The 16946-nt window shown below is 37.8% G+C and carries 16 protein-coding genes; 2 read left to right on the forward strand and 14 right to left on the reverse strand.

The window, feature by feature from the left end:
* Positions 1-5 precede the first annotated feature (5 nt).
* Both serS and BJR36_RS06205 read right to left on the reverse strand, forming a co-directional pair.
* Positions 6-1286 carry a serine--tRNA ligase gene (serS, locus tag BJR36_RS06200; protein ID WP_091231635.1) on the reverse strand — a complete coding sequence of 427 codons (1281 nt, stop codon included), beginning with the start codon at positions 1284-1286 and terminating at the stop codon, positions 6-8.
* 520 nt (positions 1287-1806) lie between these two features.
* Complete coding sequence (locus BJR36_RS06205; protein WP_091231637.1) at positions 1807-2007, reverse strand: cold-shock protein; 201 nt, start codon at positions 2005-2007, stop codon at positions 1807-1809.
* 560 nt (positions 2008-2567) lie between these two features.
* On the opposite strand from BJR36_RS06205, the gene adhE reads away from it, so the two are divergent.
* Entirely contained in the window at positions 2568-5183 is a 2616-nt protein-coding gene (gene adhE, locus BJR36_RS06210; RefSeq protein ID WP_091231639.1) for a bifunctional acetaldehyde-CoA/alcohol dehydrogenase, read from the forward strand.
* Positions 5184-5209: 26 nt separating this feature from the next.
* Here adhE and BJR36_RS20865 read toward each other — a convergent pair whose 3' ends face one another.
* From BJR36_RS20865 to BJR36_RS06225, 4 genes are all read right to left on the reverse strand, one after another.
* Positions 5210-5338: a hypothetical protein gene (locus tag BJR36_RS20865; protein WP_278276580.1), complete on the reverse strand. Its 129-nt coding sequence runs from the start codon at positions 5336-5338 to the stop codon at positions 5210-5212.
* A gap of 257 nt (positions 5339-5595) precedes the next feature.
* Positions 5596-6162 carry a DUF4446 family protein gene (locus tag BJR36_RS06215; protein ID WP_330387833.1) on the reverse strand — a complete coding sequence of 189 codons (567 nt, stop codon included), beginning with the start codon at positions 6160-6162 and terminating at the stop codon, positions 5596-5598.
* Between the two features lie 16 nt (positions 6163-6178).
* Positions 6179-7075, reverse strand: a complete 897-nt coding sequence (locus tag BJR36_RS06220; protein WP_091231643.1) for a ParB/RepB/Spo0J family partition protein — start codon at positions 7073-7075, stop codon at positions 6179-6181.
* Positions 7066-7848 (reverse strand): ParA family protein, encoded by a 783-nt coding sequence (locus BJR36_RS06225; RefSeq protein ID WP_091231645.1) that lies wholly within the window; start codon positions 7846-7848, stop codon positions 7066-7068. The genes BJR36_RS06220 and BJR36_RS06225 overlap by 10 nt, the downstream gene beginning before the upstream one ends.
* Before the next feature lie 852 nt (positions 7849-8700).
* Here BJR36_RS06225 and BJR36_RS06230 point away from each other — a divergent pair.
* Positions 8701-9657, forward strand: coding sequence for an alpha/beta fold hydrolase (locus BJR36_RS06230; RefSeq protein ID WP_091231647.1), 957 nt, complete (start codon positions 8701-8703; stop codon positions 9655-9657).
* Between the two features lie 137 nt (positions 9658-9794).
* Here BJR36_RS06230 and rsmG read toward each other — a convergent pair whose 3' ends face one another.
* From rsmG to rpmH, 8 genes are all read right to left on the reverse strand, one after another.
* Positions 9795-10520, reverse strand: a complete 726-nt coding sequence (gene rsmG / locus BJR36_RS06235) for a 16S rRNA (guanine(527)-N(7))-methyltransferase RsmG (RefSeq protein ID WP_091231652.1) — start codon at positions 10518-10520, stop codon at positions 9795-9797.
* Positions 10521-10524: 4 nt separating this feature from the next.
* On the reverse strand, positions 10525-12426 hold the full coding sequence (gene mnmG, locus BJR36_RS06240; protein ID WP_091231654.1) for a tRNA uridine-5-carboxymethylaminomethyl(34) synthesis enzyme MnmG: 1902 nt from the start codon (positions 12424-12426) through the stop codon (positions 10525-10527).
* A 62-nt stretch (positions 12427-12488) separates the two neighbouring features.
* Positions 12489-13865 carry a tRNA uridine-5-carboxymethylaminomethyl(34) synthesis GTPase MnmE gene (gene mnmE, locus BJR36_RS06245; protein ID WP_091231657.1) on the reverse strand — a complete coding sequence of 459 codons (1377 nt, stop codon included), beginning with the start codon at positions 13863-13865 and terminating at the stop codon, positions 12489-12491.
* 77 nt (positions 13866-13942) lie between these two features.
* Complete coding sequence (gene jag / locus BJR36_RS06250) at positions 13943-14566, reverse strand: RNA-binding cell elongation regulator Jag/EloR (RefSeq protein ID WP_091231660.1); 624 nt, start codon at positions 14564-14566, stop codon at positions 13943-13945.
* Between the two features lie 11 nt (positions 14567-14577).
* A complete protein-coding gene (locus BJR36_RS06255) occupies positions 14578-15828 on the reverse strand; it encodes a YidC/Oxa1 family membrane protein insertase (RefSeq protein ID WP_091231662.1) in 1251 nt (416 codons plus the stop codon).
* 19 nt (positions 15829-15847) lie between these two features.
* The gene (gene yidD / locus BJR36_RS06260; protein WP_091231665.1) at positions 15848-16060 is read right to left on the reverse strand and encodes a membrane protein insertion efficiency factor YidD; all 213 of its coding nucleotides are present in this window, start codon (positions 16058-16060) and stop codon (positions 15848-15850) included.
* A gap of 2 nt (positions 16061-16062) precedes the next feature.
* Positions 16063-16413, reverse strand: coding sequence for a ribonuclease P protein component (gene rnpA / locus BJR36_RS06265; protein ID WP_091231670.1), 351 nt, complete (start codon positions 16411-16413; stop codon positions 16063-16065).
* 157 nt (positions 16414-16570) lie between these two features.
* Positions 16571-16705 (reverse strand): 50S ribosomal protein L34, encoded by a 135-nt coding sequence (gene rpmH, locus BJR36_RS06270; RefSeq protein ID WP_091231673.1) that lies wholly within the window; start codon positions 16703-16705, stop codon positions 16571-16573.
* Positions 16706-16946: the final 241 nt, after the last annotated feature.

A 16946-nucleotide genomic window follows, 5' to 3' on the forward strand; every position in this document is an offset into this window, starting at 1 on the left:
TTTCCCTATTTCTTGATTTCAGTCAATCCGCCCATATATCCGATCAGTGCTTCAGGAACCTTAATGCTTCCGTCTGCCTGCTGATAATTCTCAAGGATAGCTGCTGTCGTACGTCCTACAGCGACACCGCTTCCGTTTAATGTATGGATGAATTTTGCCTTATCTTTCACATTATCCTTGTATTTGATATTTGCTCTTCTTGCCTGGAATTCTTCGAAGTTACTGCAGCTTGAAATTTCAACATATCTGTTGTAGCTTGGCATCCATACTTCGATGTCATATTTCATAGCAGCTGTGAATCCCAGATCGCCCATACAGATTTTCACGACCCTGTAAGGAAGGCCAAGAATCTTCAGCACTTCTTCTGCATCTGCAGTAAGTTTTTCCAATTCTGCATAAGAATCTTCAGGTTTTGTGAATTTAACCAGCTCCACCTTGTTAAACTGATGCTGCCTGATCAGTCCTCTCGTATCCCTTCCTGCTGAACCTGCCTCTGCCCTGAAACAAGCAGTGTAAGCGGCATGTTTGATAGGAAGCTGGCTTCCGTCTAAAATCTGTTCCCTGTACATATTTGTTACAGGAACTTCAGCTGTCGGAACAAGGAAATATTCCTTTCCATCACCCTGTACCTTGTAAGCATCATCTTCAAATTTCGGAAGCTGGCCTGTTCCGGTCATACTTTCCCTGCTTACCATGAAAGGAGGGAATACTTCTGTATAGCCATGTTTTTCCGTATGCGTATCAAGGAAAAAGTTGATGATTGCTCTCTCAAGCCTTGCTCCTGCACCCTTGTAAAAAGTAAATCTTGAGCCTGAAACCTTAGCAGCAGTTTCAGCGTCTACGATTCCCAGGTCTGATCCCAGATCCCAGTGTGCTTTAGGTTCAAAATCAAATTTCGTAGGATCGCCGAATCTTCTTATTTCCACATTGTCTTCATCAGAAGCGCCTGCCGGAACAGTCGGATTTGGAATGTTTGGAAGCGTGAGCATGAAATCATTTAACTCAGTTTCAACTAACGATACTTCCTTGTCCATTTCTTTCACTTTATCTGAAAGGATTTTCATTTCTTCAAAGATTGCAGAAACATCCTTTCCTTCTTTTTTCATAGCAGGTACTTTTTTAGAAACTGCATTCTGCTCCGCTTTCAGTACTTCAACTTCCGATAATAATGCTCTTCTTTTTTCGTCTAAATCTTTAAATCTGCTTAAATCAAAATCTTCGTTTCTTGTTGAAAGTGCTTTTTCCACGTCTTCAAAATTAGTTCTTAATAATTTGATATCTAACATCCTTATACCATGCCTTTCTTTTTCTATTTATGATTGAAGCTATAAGATCATTTACCTGATTGCCATTCTATTCGTAACCTGTATTTCATAGAACGAACTTTGCTACGAGATAAAAAAAAATCCTCTCATCCACTGACACAGGACGAAAGAATCCGCTCTCTAATTCACCGAACCCTTAAGTTTAGCAAAGATATCCCTTAATCCGCTTGGCAACTTACTTGTAACATAAGCTAAAACCTGATTATGCCGTATGTCGAAATGCTTGTTTCGGTTTTCGCAAACGCCATTTTACTCTTCTAACAGTGTTAATTTTAATCATTGCACTCATTATATAATAGTATATTTTATTTTGCAAGCCCTAGCTTCTTATTTTAAGTGGTGCGTTTTATATGGATTTTTATCTTATAGGACGAACCTGTCCTTGACATAAAAAGACTGCCTCCAACTAACATAATATTAGTTGGAGGCAGCCTCCGTTTACGTTTTCACGCTACAAACTATTTAATAATAACCCTGCTAATTAAAGTCTGGTTACGTTAGTAGCCTGATCTCCTCTGTTGCCCTGAGTGATTTCAAAGCTAACTGACTGACCTTCGTCTAATGATTTGAATCCGTCTCCTTCGATAGCTGAAAAATGAACGAATACGTCATTTCCGTTATCTGCTGTGATAAATCCAAAACCTTTTTCTGCGTTAAACCATTTTACTGTACCTTTATTCATTGAGGTACCTCCTAATTATTTTATTTATACTCCATTGTAAATAAAAAAATTCACACATTTCTACAAAATATATATATACCAGCAGAATACATATATTTTCTAAAAATATGTGAAATCCATTAATACTTCTGTAATACTTGTTTACTATATCATGTCTGTACCGATGCGTCAAGCATTTTCGAAAATATATATTTCGTTATGGTAAAGATACCATTATCCTTCTATATTTGCTTTTCTTCCATACTCTCATATTGGTGATATAAAACGTTCTTTATTATAAGGAAAGAAGTAACTATTCAGGACTATATCCTTCATAGTCACAAAGATGCACACAAATTGCAGAACCAGCAATCCGTTCCTGTCATTCTCAGATCTGGCAGCCGCAGCGTCTTTTTTTGCCCATATATTTCCATATTAAAATTTTATTTTTTTTCGTTATTTTATTGACAATCTTTTTTGTATCTGTTAAGATACATCTAGATAAACTTTTAACAATACAGTTAAATATTTAACATAATAAATCAGGGGTAGTCCCGCCATACTTTTAGGAGGAATTTTTGATGGAAGAAAAGAAAATACCAACAGCAAAAGAACATGTTAACCAGCTCGTTGATAACGCGCAGATAGCTTTAAAAGAATATTTAAAGCTCGACCAGGAAACAGTTGATAACATCGTTCATCAGATGGCTTTAGCAGGACTTGCAAAACAGCAGGAACTTGCAAAAATGGCAGTTGAAGAAACTGGCAGAGGAATCTACGAAGACAAAATCACAAAAAACATTTTCGCGACTGAATATATCTGGCATTCAATCAAATACCAGAAAACTGTCGGTATCATAGAAGAAAACGAAGAAGACGACTTCATGCTTGTAGCTGAACCAATCGGTATTGTAGCAGGTGTTACTCCGGTAACAAACCCAACTTCAACTACTATGTTCAAAGCAATTTCATGTGCTAAGACAAGAAACCCAATCATCTTCGGTTTCCATCCAAGCGCTCAGCAGTGTTCAAAAGCTGCCGCTCTCGCACTCAGAGATGCTGCAATCGCTGCCGGTGCTCCTGAAAACTGTATTCAGTGGATTGAATACCCTTCACTTGAAGCAACACAGGAACTGATGAATCATCCAGGAGTAGCTTTAATCCTTGCAACAGGCGGATCAGGAATGGTTAAACAGGCCTATTCTTCAGGAAAACCTGCACTCGGCGTTGGACCTGGTAACGTTCCATGCTTTATCGAAAAAACTGCAGTACTTGAACGTGCGGTTAACGATTTAGTACTTTCAAAATCTTTTGATAATGGTATGATCTGTGCATCAGAGCAGGCTGCAGTCATCGAGGCTCCTGTTTATGATAAGGTAGTAGCTTTAATGAAAAAAGCTGGATGCTATTTTGCAACAAAAGAAGAAATCAAAAAACTTGAACCAGTTGTAATCAACCTTGAAAAAGGCGCAGTTAATCCTGCAATCGTAGGAAAGGCTCCATACCAGATCGCAGCACTTGCAGGAATCACGATTCCTAAGGAAACAAAGGTTCTTTGTACTGAACTTGCAGGCGTTGGTCCACAGTACCCTCTTTCAAAAGAAAAGTTATCCCCAGTTCTTGCTGTTGTAAAGGCAAAGAATGTTGAAGATGGATTCGATTTATGTGAGAAAATGTTAATACTCGGCGGAATGGGACACTCATCAGTACTCCACTCAACAGATAACGAAGTAATCAACGCTTTCTCCAACAGAATGAAAACCGGACGTATCATCATCAACTCCCCATCAACACACGGTGCAATCGGTGATCTTTACAACACCAACATGCCTTCATTGACTCTTGGCTGCGGTTCATACGGCGGAAACTCAACAACACGTAACGTATCAGCTGTCGACTTAGTTAACGTAAAACGTGTGGCAAAAAGGAGAAACAACATGCAGTGGTTTAAAATTCCGGATAGAATTTATTTTGAATCAGGCTCAACAGCTTACTTAAGCAAGATGCCTAACATCACAAAAGCATTCATCGTAACTGATCCTTCAATGACTCAGTTGGGATATGTAAATAAAGTTTTATACCAGTTAAGAAAAAGAGAACAGTATGTTCACTGCGAAATCTTTGACCAGGTAGAACCAGATCCTTCATTAGATACAATCAATAAAGGTGTTGAAGCAATGAAAAACTTCAATCCTGATGTTATCATCGCACTCGGTGGCGGATCAGCAATCGATGCAGCAAAAGGAATGTGGCTTTTCTATGAACATCCAGAAGCTGACTTCAAGAACATGTCCTTAAAATTCCTTGATATCAGAAAGAGAGCATACAAATTCCCAATGCTTGGAAAGAAAGCTCAGTTTGTTGCAATCCCTACTACTTCAGGAACGGGTTCAGAAGTAACTTCATTCGCAGTTATTTCAGACAAAACTGAAAACAAGAAATACCCATTAGCAGATTATGAATTAACTCCTGATGTTGCAATCATCGATCCAGATTTCGTAATGTCAGTTCCTAAAAAATCAACAGCTTGGACAGGTATGGATGTTCTTACTCATGCATTTGAAGCATACGTTTCAATCATGGCTTCCGATTACTCAGATGCCCTTGCAGTTAAGGCAATTGAACTCGTATTCCAGTACCTGAAGAGCTCATTCACGAACGGAGCAAAAGATCCTACAGCACGTGAAAAAATGCATAATGCATCAACAATCGCTGGTATGGCATTTACAAATGCATTCCTTGGAATCAACCACTCCCTCGCTCATAAGCTTGGCGGAGAATTCCACGTACCTCACGGCTGTGCAAATGCAATCCTTCTTCCACACGTAATCAGATACAATGGAGCGGAATGCCCTACTAAATTTACAGCTTTCCCTAAATATGAACACTACATCGTTGGCGATAAAATCTTTGATCTTGCTAAGAAATTAGGACTTAATCCAAAGAACAACAACGACGCTGTTGAAAAATTTGCACAGGAAGTTGAAAAATTAAACGAATACTTAGAAATTCCTGCAACTTTAAAGGAATTTGGAATCGAAGAAAAAGCATTCTCTAATAAAGTAGACGAACTTGCAGATTTAGCTTTCGGTGATCAGTGTACAACTGCAAACCCAAGACTTCCATTAGTAACTGAATTAAAAGACTTATATATGATAGCGTACTACGGAAAAGGAAACATTCCTGCAGCAAAATAAGTTTTATCACACTCAATATCATCATTTTAATCCTCTTGAAATAACATAACAGCTGCATAGATCTCAATGATCATGCAGCTGAATAAAACCAGGAAAGCCGCTAAAGCAATAATGCTTAGCGTCTTTTCTGGTTTATTCTTTATACCAGAATTCATGTTTATGCTCCTGTATTATAACATTATCTGTGACTATTCAGAACTACGTTCATCATAGTCACGGATAATACGTACAGCTTGAAAATGATCCATTTGGCGAACGTATGACTCGGATTTGCATGCAAATCCAGCATAAAAATCTCTTGCTGGACTTGGATTCAGAACAGTACCCTTTTATAACATACTGGTCTATGCTCACTAATAACAAAAACAAGTGTCCAGAACTATATCCCGGACACTTGTTTTTGTTACTTACTTCATATTTTTATATTGAAATCATTTGATCGAATTGCCTGATCCAAAGCTTCCTTCTCTTCTTCTGATAAAACTATAAAAGACTCGCCCTTTACAATTTCCTTTATATAAGTATAGCAGCCCTCCCTGCTATGCATGGAATTCAGAACAAGTCCATCGTTTCTGCTGTTCAGCAACGCAAGAGAAAAGCTTAATTTCCCTCCCATTTCCTTAAATGCATCGTACTTGACCATCCCCACTTTTTGGAATGTTACCATGAGGTTTTCATCAATTCTTTTTATATCACTTTTATTTACCCTGTCTGAAAATTTCAATTCGTCTATTTCGCTGAATCTTTTTAATATCACATCTTCGAGGCTTTCAGCATTTTTTCCATTCATAAACAAACTGTATTTCTTATTTAGTTTTCTGATTTTCACAAGAGAAACTATAAGCATAATCAGCAGAATGATAGAAAATGCTGCTACTCCACATACTATGAATACTAGGTATTCCTTAAGAAAATCTATGATACTGCTATTCATTTTAACAATCCCTTTCCAATATACTTGATCTGTTTTTCTTTGCACACAGGATAGCCTGGCTTTAGTTTTGTATTGACATGAATAAATCAAGTATTCTTTCGAGATCTTCGCTTGAATAATACTCTATTTCTATTTTACCTTTGTCTCTGTTCTTTGAGTTGACAGCTACTTTTGTTCCAAAAATACTGATCATTTTTTCTTCAATATCTTTATAAATGAATTTCTGGTGGTCAGAAACCTCAGGTTTTTTCTTTTCCGTTTTTGTTGTCATTTTATTGATCAACAACTCTGTTTCCCTGACACTCAACTTCTCATCAAAAATTTTAGTAGCTAATGCATATTGAATTTCCGGATTTTCAATTGCAATAAGAGCTCTTGCATGGCCTGGTGTCAGCATCTCATCAATGATCATCTGCTGTACCCTTTTATCAAGTTTCAGAAGCCTCATGGAGTTTGTTACCGCTGTTCTGCTTTTTGATACTCTTTCTGCAATCTCATCCTGTTTGAGCTTAAATTCCTCCAACAGGCGTTTGTATGCCAGCGCCTCTTCTATCGGATTCAGATTCTCTCTTTGAATATTTTCAACAAGTGAAATCTCAAGCACTTCCTGATCCGAATACTTTCTGACCAACACCGGTACTTCCTTAAGGCCTGCAAGTTTTGCTGCACGCCATCTTCTTTCACCTGCAATAATTTCATAGTAGCCATCTTTCTGCTGTACAAGAAGTGGCTGAAGAATACCGAACTGTTTGATTGAATCTGCCAGTTCAATCAGGGAATCCTCGTCAAACGCTTTTCTTGGCTGATTTCTGTTAGGCTCAACTTTATTTATGTTAAGTTTTGTTTCAACAACATTCTCTTTTGTACTCTTTGCTGTCTTTTTAACATCCGTCTTGATTATGGTCTCAGGTATAAGGGAGTCAAGTCCTTTACCCAGTCCTCCTCTTTTTACTGCCATTCGTCTTCCTCTTTTCCTCTTTTGATTACTTCTTCAGCCAGAAGTCTGTAGCTTTCCGCCCCTGTCGATTTTGGATCATACAAGTTAATCGGAAGCCCGTGGCTTGGTGATTCAGCAAGCCTTATATTCCTTGGTATTATCGTTTTATAAATATTCTGTTTCAAATTGCTTTTAACGTTCTCAACTACCTGTAAGGACAAGTTTGTCCTTGCATCATACATTGTGAAAACAACGCCTTCCAATTCAAGATATGGATTAAGGCGGCCCTTGACCAGGTTTATTGTATGCATAAGCTGCGTTAATCCTTCTAAAGCATAATACTCACACTGAATAGGAACAAGTACTGTATCTGCTGTCGTCATAGCATTAATTGTAAGCATGCTTAAGGATGGAGGACAATCTATAATGATAAAATCATAATCGTCCTTAATTTCATCTATTGCTCTCTTAATAATGAATTCTCTTCCTTCGACACCAATAAGTTCAATTTCAGCTGCTGCAAGATCGACACTTGATGGAATTATCGATAAATTTTCTATCACATCTTCCTTCATGCAGTCTTCGACCTTACATTCACCGAGAATAAGGTTGTAAACTGTATACTCCAGTTCGTTTCGATTAAGTCCAAAACCACTTGTTGTATTTCCCTGGGGATCAAGATCAATTACTAGCACTTTTTGTCCTAATTCTGCAAGAGATGCCGAGAGATTAATGGCTGTAGTCGTCTTTCCTACTCCGCCTTTTTGATTTGCCACTGCGATAGCTCTTCCCATTGTAATCCCCTTTCTTCATCTGCATAAACACATTTATCATTATAGCATTATTCAAAATTATAATCTACCACTTAAACAATGTTTCACGTGAAACATTGTAATTTCATTGCCCTCACTGGCGGTTTCTCACCAAACCAAGATGTATTCCTATGTACTCACTTCATAGTATATAAATCAACCCCGTATTATCTGAATGTAAATCAATTCTCTATTCTCTTGATATGAATCGTTTCTCCATTCTATTGATATGAATCTAATTCTATTTTTATGAATCTAATTCTATTTTTATGAATCTAATTCTATTTTTATGAATCTAATGCTATTTATCTAAATCTAATTCTCTGGATATGCATCCAATTCTCTATCTGCACTTCCAGACTATGCTTGAATTTTCTACTACCATACTTCAACTATTCCATGCGCCTGCAGTTTTCATTTCGATTCAAAGGCAGAATGTTTCACGTGAAACATTCTATTTCTCATCTCACTGCATCCATTAAATTATCTGTTAATATTTTATACTTATTTACATTCTTCCATCAACAGATTATTCACATCACAAACACTACTTTTTTCACCTAACTTCAGTTCTCGATGTTTCACGTGAAACATTCGCATTTCCGATCAAAATCATCGCGTTTCATGAACCCCATACAAAAATTAAATCAACTCTTCAAAACCACATCCTTCCTGGTTGCAGATGATTCACATAAATTGATTTTACTCCTTTTCTTCCCAATGTAAATTTTTAAACTTTTATCCATATATTTATTAAAATATTATATGATTTCATTTGTATATCCCGACGAATTAGACTATAATATATTTATATTTAAACGAAAGGAGTCTCCCATGAAATCTAGAAACCGATTTAAATTTTTAATAATGGTTACGACTGCAGCTATTGCCATCCTACACCTCATCAACCATTTCGTATCCTATTTAGCAACACTAAAAGGAATTTTAAATACAAACCAGGGGAATTTTTACGAATGGAGATTTGGCAGGATATTTTACACAAAGCAGGGAAATGGTTCTCCTATTCTGCTGATTCATGACCTTAATTCTTCTGCTTCATCTTATGAGTGGAATCGGATCATCAAATCTCTTTCTGAAACCAATACGGTATATGCATTAGACCTTCTCGGATGCGGACGTTCTGACAAGCCAAACCTTACTTACACCAATTTTCTTTATGTACAGATGATTTCAGATTTTGTTAAAAATGTAATCCAGCATAAGACTGATGTTATTGTTACCGGTGCCTCCAACTCCTTTGTGATCATGGCATGTCATAATGATGAGACTATATTTGACAAAATTTTGATGATCAATCCTGACAGCTTGTTCAAATTGAACCAGGTTCCTTCCAAGAAAGCAAAATCATTAAAATTGATTTTTGATGTGCCTGTAATCGGAACCTTCATCTATAATATCTGGACATGTAAAGTAAATATACGTTGTGCTTTTGAAAACCGCTTCTTCAGCAATGAAAAGATGGTTTCTAATAAGACAGTCAATGCTTATTTTGAATCGGCACATAATGATAAAAACCATTCAAAATACCTGTACGCAAGCATACTTGGGAAATATACAAATATCAATATACTGCATGCACTGAAGGAATTGAATAACAGCATCTTCGCTATAGGCGGTTCTGATGAAAAAGATATCAATAATACAATTGATAATTATATTTACTATAATCCATCGATTGAAAGCGCCTATATTGAAGATACTAAACATCTTCCACAACTGGAAGCTCCTGAGGAAATTATTGAACAGATTCAGATTTTCTTCCATAGTTAGCTGATTCCCGATTGTTTTCTTCTGAAATAGTGACAATGTATGATTATGATTAAACAAAAGGCAATGTATGAAATTTCGCATACATTGCCTTTTTTGTTCTCTGATATTCTCATTTAGTTTGATTATGAACCGCCATCCTATTCAATCGGGCTTTTTGTAGGAAGTCCTGCTTTTCTAGGATACTTTTTCGGAGTCTTTTTGACTTTCTCTATTACCACAAGATTTCTAGACATATCTGTTCGTGGAAGTTCAAATTCCACCTCTTTTTCAAGCTTTCCTCCAAGAATGAAGATTGCATTTTTAGAATTTGCGAGTTCCTCATCGATTTTCCCGGATTTATAAGGGATGAATTTACCGCCTTCCTTCACATATGGAAGACAATACTCGGTAAGACTCGACAGGTTTGCAACTGCTCTTGATACACATAAGTCGAAACACTCCCTGTATTCCTCTTTCTGAGCAAATTCTTCAGCGCGTCCGTGAATTGTCCTGATATTCTCCAAGCCAAGTTCCTCGATTACCGCATTCAGAAAATTGATTCTCTTGTTCAGTGAATCAAGAAGCACGATATTCAGGTGTGGAAATGCTATCTTCAGAGGGATACCTGGAAAACCTGCTCCGGTTCCGATATCAATCACGGAACTGATGCCAGCGAGATCAGTCGCCTTGACAAGCGAAAGACTGTCAATAAAATGTTTATTTATGACATCTTCATATTCCGTTATCCCTGTCAGATTCATCAACTTGTTCCACTCAATCAGCATTTCATAATACCTGATGAACTGCTCAATCTGCCTGCCGCTCAACTTGATTTCAAGGTGACTAAGGCCCTCTTCGAAATATTGAATATTATATTTTTCCATCTATTTACCTCATATCCTGTTTTTTTGCATTATGCCTGTACTGTTCCAGATAGACGAGCAGTACAGATATGTCAGCAGGCGAAACCCCTGATATCCTTGATGCCTGTCCAATCGAAAGCGGCTTATACAAATCAAGTTTCTGCTTCGCCTCTTTCCTGAGTCCATCTATATTCAGGAAGTCCAGTTCCGCTGGTATTTTCTTGTTTTCAAGACTTTTGAAATGCTCTACCTGTTTCAGCTGCCTTCTAATGTAACCATCGTACTTAATGTTTATGTTGATCTGCTCAATGACGTCTGCCGCCAGTTGAGGACGCTCTTTGTCTAAAGGCTCTAGTATTTCATATGATAATTCCGGCCTTCTGATCAGCTCTGCAAGTGTAGTTCCCGTCTTAAGAGGGGTGCTTTCCTTGATTTCAAGAAGACTCTGCACTTCCTTTGAAGCACCTATATTCGTATTTTCAAGCCTTTTAATCTCAGCTGCAATCTGATTTTCCTTATTTATAAGACTGTTATACTGCTGTTCTGAAACAAGCCCTACTTCATATCCCTTTTTCATGAGTCGTAAATCCGCATTATCCTGTCTCAGTAAAAGGCGATATTCCGCTCTTGAAGTCATCATTCTGTAAGGTTCCTTGTTTTCTTTTGTTACGAGATCATCAATCAGCACGCCGATATAGGATTCTGACCTGTCCAGAATAAGCATTTCTCTGCCTTGGATTTTCAGCGCAGCATTGATACCTGCAACAAGCCCCTGACCGGCAGCCTCCTCGTATCCTGAACTGCCGTTAAACTGGCCGCCGCTGAACAATCCCTGTATCTGTTTGAATTCAAGTGTAGGATTCAGCTGTCTCGGATTTATACAATCATATTCTATTGCATATGCATTCCTTACTATCTTGGCATTCTCAAGACCCGCAACTGAGCGGTACATCTTGTGCTGGACATCCTCAGGCAGTGAACTTGACATTCCTCCCACATACATTTCATTGGTATACAGGCCCTCAGGTTCTATAAATACCTGATGTCTGTCTTTATCGGCAAATTTCACGACCTTGTCCTCTATTGAAGGGCAATATCTCGGACCTGTTCCTTCTATCATACCTGAATACAGGGGAGAACGGTCCAGGTTCTCCCTGATGATCCTGTGTGTCTCCTCATTTGTATAAGTCAACCAGCAGGAAGCCTGTTTGATCTGCACCGTTTCGGGATCAGTTGAAAATGAAAACGGAACTACCCTTTCATCCCCGAACTGCTCTTCCATTTTCGAAAAATCGATGGATCTCTTATCGATTCTCGCTGGTGTTCCAGTTTTGAAACGCTGTATCTCAATTCCAAGATTTTTCAGTGATTCCGTCAGATAATCCGCTGACTGCAGACCGTTCGGTCCGGTATAGCTGCTGACGTCGCCATAGATGCATCTGGATTTCAGGTATGTCCCGGTACATAATACGACAGATTTACAATTATATGTTGCACCGGAAAATGTCCTGACTCCCCTGATAACATTGTTCTCTGCGAGGATTTCTACAACTTCAGCCTGTCTTACTGTCAAATTATCTGTATTTTCCAGTATTTTCCTCATGCTCTTGCTGTATTCTGCCTTATCAGCCTGCGCCCTTAAAGAATGTACAGCAGGTCCTTTGGAAAGATTTAACATTTTTGACTGAATAAATGTCTTATCGATATTTTTTCCCATTTCACCGCCAAGCGCATCTATTTCCTTTACTATGTGGCCTTTCGAGCTTCCGCCGATGTTCGGGTTGCATGGCATAAGTGCAATGCTGTCTACACTGACAGTAAATATTATTGTTTCGAGCCCTAGCCTTGCACTTGCCAACGCAGCCTCACATCCTGCATGACCAGCTCCTATGACTACTACGTCGTATTCTTCAACTATCGCTGACATTATATTTCTCCTCTTTCTACTGTAAATCAGAATCTGCTTTTCTTTATGTGCTTATAGCCTGCTTATTTGCCGGTACAGAATTTGCTGAAAATTTCATTTACAAGATCTTCTTCCGCCTTTTCTCCGATGATGCTGCCAAGAGATTCATAGGCACTCATCAGATCAATTGAATAGAAATCCTCAGGCATCTCTTCAAGTATGCTTTTCTTGACCATTTCCAAACTTTCATATGCTTCCTGAATCAGATTCTTCTGCCTGATGTTTGTTATGTAAACCTCATCGTTAAATGAAATTTCTCCAGAAAAGAACATGTCCTTCAGCGTTTCCTCCAGAATTTCTATTCCCCTGTTTTCCTTTGCGGATATCTGGATGATTCGGTGGTCGGTTTTCTTTTCTAGCATTTCCTCTGTCGTAACCATTGTAAGATCGGACTTATTCAGCAGCACTACCGCTTTTTTCTCTTTTATCATCTGTATGATTTCCTCATCATTTTCATCAAGATCTGTTGAGGAATCCACAACATATATAATAAGATCAGCCTTCAATGAATATTCCCTTGCTCGTTCAACACCTATTTTCTCCACTACATCTTCCGTATTCCTTATCCCAGCGGTATCCATAATCGTAAGGCTGACTCCGCCAAGCTGTATGCTTTCTTCTAATACATCTCTGGTAGTTCCTGCTATATCAGTTACGATCGCTCTTTCCTCTCCAACAAGCAGATTCAGCAAAGATGATTTTCCGGCATTCGGTTTCCCGACTATTACTGTCTGGATTCCCTCTTTAATGATTCGTCCATTATCTGCTGATTTCAGAAGGTTCTTCAATTCTATAAGAAGCTTTTCAACCTCCACAAGAAGCTTTTCTCCGTATCCCTCAATGCTCACATGCTCCGGATCATCCAGGGCGGATTCAATAAAAGCAATATTATAAATAATCCTGCTTCTCATTTCCGTTATTTTATCATGAACTGCGCCTTTCAGCTGGCTGACTGAACTTTTCAGTGCAAAATCGTTTTTCGCATTTATAACATCTATAACCGCTTCTGCCTGTGACAGATCTATTCTTCCATTTAGAAATGCCCTCTTCGTAAATTCACCTGGTTCAGCTGGTCTTGCACCATATTTTATTACGGTCTCTAGTATTTTTTTTGTTACCAGAACTCCGCCATGACAGTCGATCTCTACCACATCTTCCCTGGTGAAGCTGTTTGGCCCCTTCATGAGCAGAACTATGACTTCATCGATTACATCTTCCCCATCACAGATATATCCGTAATGGACAGTGTGGCTGTCTGCTTCTGAAAGCCTTTTGCCGGCTATTCTGCTTCTGTAAATGTTATCGATAATCTCTAGAGAATCGCTTCCACTGATACGAACAATTCCTATCCCTGAATTACTCATAGCAGTAGCAATTGCTGCAATTGTATCCGTCTTCATATGATTTCCTTCCTTTATCTTTATAATGAATTAGGAATATGTACATGATTACTGTACATATTCCCAATTATCGCAACCTACTTTTTAAGTGTTATTACTACTCTTCTATATGGTTCTTCGCCTTCGCTATAAGTAGAAACATAACGGTCGTTCTGTAAAGCTGAATGAATCACTCTTCTCTCATAAGGATTCATAGGTTCTAAAGAAACCTGACGTTTTGTTCTTTTTACTTTATATGCGATGTTTTTTGCTAAATTCTCTAATGTGTCTTTTCTTCTCTGTCTGTAATTTTCTGTATCAACCTTAACCCTGATATAATTTTCGCTTTCCTTATTAAGTACCAGGCTTGTAAGATATTGCAACGAATCAAGAGTCTGTCCTCTTTTTCCGATCAGGATTCCCATATCAGCACCCTTTAATTCTATATTTACGGAAGTATTATCGTCCTCTGTAGTCACGATAATTTCCACATCCATATTCATAGACTGAAATACTTTTTTCAGAAACTCTTCCGCAGTATCTTCAATGCTGAATTTTTTTCTTGCCTTGATTCTTGCAGGTTTACTGTTGAATCCCAAAAATCCGGTGCTTCCCTTATCAATAACTTCATATTCTATCTGACTGCTTGTTGTTCCAAGTTTAATGAGTGCCTCTGTAATGGCATCATCCACTGTTTTAGCTGAAATTTCGATAAAATCCATTATCGTTCCTCCTATTTTTTGCTATCTTCGTTGTACTTCTTAACCATTCCTGCTTTTGAAGCTATGCTTCCCTTTTTTGAATCTGATGTACTCTTATATAATTCTGTGGAATCTGTTGTTGAAGATTTAGAAGCCTGGGAAGAAAGGTTTGTTTTTTTAGGCGTCTCCGGTGACTTTGCTTCCGGTATATTTCTTGCATTAGCTCCTGCAGTGCTGCTCAATTTCTGTGGTGGAAGACCCTTTTTTTCACGTTTCTTGTTTGCCTTTTCAAGATTCTTCTTAAGAAGTTCTTCAACATCCATTCTATCCATATATTTGTTAATAATGATCTGCTGTATGCATCTGAAAACACCACCGGCTACCCAGTATAAACCGAGACCGATAGGCATGGTAAACGTAAAGAATACTGACATTAATGGCATCATTACATTCATGGATTTCATTGTGTTTGCCATCTGGCTTTCATCATTCGTAGCTGCCGTTGGCATAAGCTTTACCTGAACCCACTGTGTAAGACCTGATAGTATCGGTATTAAAATTGCAATGCTTAAAAGATTTGTCATTGGAGATTCGGCAATACTGATTCCCCCTATGAACTGGTTCATATGAGCCATTTTACTGGAAGTATCCGATATTACATCCGTCAGACCCGGGAACTTATCTGCCAATTCGGTCCAGTTTGTAGCTTTGAATTTATAAAGAACATCGATAATACCATTTTCTGTTCCATAATCCGTTTTTGCGGTCATTTTTAATGTCTCGCCGATTGCTGTCATTACTTTTTCATAGCCCTTAGTTTCCATGATTCCATTTACCAGAGGTGCATACGCTTCCCTGATAGAGGTTACGTACGCCGGAACATTATAGATAACCTGATAGAGCGCAAACATGATCGGCATCTGTATCAGGAGCTGAAGGCATCCGCCAGTAGGTGAAGTACCATATTTCTCATAAATCTCCTTCTGCTCAGCCTGCATTTTCATCATCGAATCATTATCTTTTTTACCCTTATATTTTTTTGCTATTTCCTGAATTTCAGGGTTCATAAGGACATTAAGCTTTGAAAACTTCTGCTGTTTCATCGTCATAGGAATTAAAAATGTGTAGATTAAAAATGTAAATATAATAATACATAAACCGATATTCTCAATTCCGAATGTTCCGCTTAAAAACTTGAAAATCCCATTAAAAACCCATCCCAGAACCTTTGCAACTGGTCCTATGATCGGTGTGCTGCTCTGTGTTAATAATACTCCCAACAAATTATTGTCCTCCTTATTTTTATGGAACGGGATCGTATCCGCCTTTTGCAAACGGATTACACCTAAGCACTCTCCATACTGTCAAAATAGTCCCCTTAAAAGCACCATATTTTTCTATCGCTTCTATGCCATACTCAGAGCATGTCGGCGTATAGATACAATGCGTTGTTATCTTTAAAGGGGATAAATATTTTCTATAAAACTTAATTAAATAAATTAAAATTTTTTTCATACTCAAAATGATATCTTCTCTCTCATTATGCCATGAAGTTTTCCTAAATGAAGCAATGCACTCTCAATTTCCTTATAGCTTTTTCCTTTTGCATTGCCTCTGGCTACTATCACTATGTCTAAACCACTATTAAACATATCATCGTGAAGCCGGTAACTTTCTCTTACCAATCTCGTAATCCTATGCCTTACGATACTGTTGCCAACCTTTTTGCTTACTGAAATCCCAATTCTGTTTCTGTCCAGATTATTTTCGGCAATATACATTACAAGATATTTATTCGCATAAGACTTTCCGGTTTTATAAACTGTCTTAAAGTCTTCATTCTTTTTAAGCGACTCCGACTTCTTCATCTCCAAACACTCCCATTCTTATTTCAGGGAAAAGGTATCTACACTTTAATCCTAACTAACACTACGAATATTACCGATATTTATTTATTGCATAATTACAAATACCCTGCCCTAAGGCAGGGATTATTAATAGAAGAAAAGGCCACAAATATGCGGCCTACGCTGATAATTTTTTTCTTCCTTTTGCTCTTCTGGCAGCTAATACTTTTCTTCCGCCTGCTGTACTCATTCTTTCTCTAAATCCGTGAACTTTAGCTCTTGATCTTTTCTTAGGTTGGAATGTCATTTTCATTGTTTAAGGCACCTCCTTTAAATATAAACCAAATATCTATCATATATGGTAAACATAATATCACAACAATAAGAAGCTATAGACTTTTTATTGTATGCTCGCGTTTAAAAATATCATTTCAATTATATTCATATATTGGTGTTACGTCAAGTAAATACTGAGATTTTTTTTATTTTCGCATCTAAATAAGCCCTCTTCACTTATAAGGTATAAAGAGCGGCAGGTGCTTTTCCTTCTGAAC

The organism is Anaerobium acetethylicum, assembly GCF_900096945.1.
Taxonomy (GTDB): domain Bacteria; phylum Bacillota; class Clostridia; order Lachnospirales; family Lachnospiraceae; genus Anaerobium; species Anaerobium acetethylicum.